We start from the raw sequence: 1,711 nt of genomic DNA, 5'->3' as shown, positions 1-1,711 counted from the left end.
CCTAAATTGAATTTTTAAATTCCACCCCTTTTATACAAGGTATGGAATTTAATCTTGCAATCTCTTGTGTGGAATTTAGTCTTACAAGCTTTTCTTATGCTATCATTATCTTAACCTTATCCTAGGATGCCGGTATATATGGAGGATACCACTATGGCTAAGAATAAACATTTATCTTTGGATGAACGATTACAGATTCAGCAGGCCCTGTCAAAACAAGAGTCCTTTAAGGCAATCAGCAGAATCCTTGCAAAGGACTGCACTACAATTTCGAAGGAAATAAAAAGCCACATCCTGTTTCGGAAAAGCGGCGCTTTTGGACATGCATTTAATGACTGTCTTCATAAAGGCAGCTGCTCCCATACAAATCTCTGTAACAGTGCTAAATGCCAGGTACTATTCTGCAAGAATTGTTCCGGATGTCACCTGCACTGTAAGGATTATGAAAAGCGATACTGCGAGTTATTAAAGAAGCCGCCGTATGTATGCAACGGATGCCAAAAGCGAAGTGCATGCACATTAGAAAAGCACCTTTATGATGCGCGGTATGCCCAGCAGGAATATGAAGCAATCCGCTCTGAATGCCGCACAGGCATTACAATTACCGAGTTAGAAGTTACAAGGCTGGATATATTTCTGACTCCGCTTGTACGAAAAGGGCAGTCCATACACCATATCTGCACTCATAACCAGGACGAAATCATGCTCAGCGAAAAAAGCATCTATAACTACATCGAGTCGGGTGTCCTATCCGTTCGCAATATTGATCTTCCGAGAAAAGTCAGGTATCGTCATCGAAAAAGCCGGCATGATTCCTTTAAGGTGGATAAAGCCTGCCGCATCGGCCGTACATATGCTGATTTCAAAATCTATATGCTCGAACATTCAGATACGCCTATTGTAGAAATCGACTCTGTTGAGGGAACAAAAGGCGGCAAGGTACTGCTGACCATACACTTCGTGGAATCACAATTTATGCTCGCTTATCTTCGGAACAGCAATACTTCGCAGTCAGTTATAGACATCTTTGAAAAACTCTACTGGGAGCTCTGTCCTGATTCCTTTATACGGCTTTTTCCTCTTTGCTTGGGCGATAATGGAAGTGAATTTTCTAATCCTACGGCTATTGAATTTGATAGAGAAGGCAACCGTCGCACCATTCTATTCTACTGCGATCCTTTAGCCTCTTATCAGAAAGGTGCAGCTGAAAACAACCACGAATTTATCAGAAGAATCATTCCGAAAGGAACCTCCCTTGATAACCTGACCCAGGAGAAAGTAGACCTTATGATGAACCACATCAACTCTTATGGCAGAAAGAAGCTTGGTGATTTGACTCCTTATGAAATGTTTGGCACATTCCACGGGATTGAGATATTAGAAAAACTGGGTGCAGAACTCATCCCACCAAATAAGATAACACTGCACCCAGATCTCCTGAAATAACACTACCAAACCGGCATCACTTGATTGATAAGTATAGCATTCAATAAAACCAAGGGTGGAATTTACCTTTTCTAAAAAGCGGCTATTTTTCACTCACGGTAAGCTATGCCCAAAAATCAAGTGAACATACGATTTTGTACCTTTAATTATAACAATCACACCGAAAAATGGTAGTAAAAAAGCAAATATTTTTTTCTATCATCAAAACAACAGTCTATCAGTAGAATTTACTTTTTCAAAGTGGAATTTACTTTTTCATTTCACC

At 40.3% G+C, this 1,711-nt stretch carries 1 protein-coding gene; it reads left to right on the top strand.

The window, feature by feature from the left end; all coding sequences use genetic code 11:
• Positions 1 to 153: 153 nt before the first annotated feature.
• The gene (locus BJR36_RS19925; RefSeq protein ID WP_091237175.1) at positions 154 to 1,446 is read left to right on the top strand and encodes an IS30 family transposase; all 1,293 of its coding nucleotides are present in this window, start codon (positions 154 to 156) and stop codon (positions 1,444 to 1,446) included.
• Positions 1,447 to 1,711 lie beyond the last annotated feature (265 nt).

The organism is Anaerobium acetethylicum (assembly GCF_900096945.1).
Taxonomy (GTDB): Bacteria; Bacillota; Clostridia; order Lachnospirales; family Lachnospiraceae; genus Anaerobium; species Anaerobium acetethylicum.
Note: the sequence above shows the minus strand (reverse complement) of the source record. Positions and strands in the feature narration are given on the sequence as shown.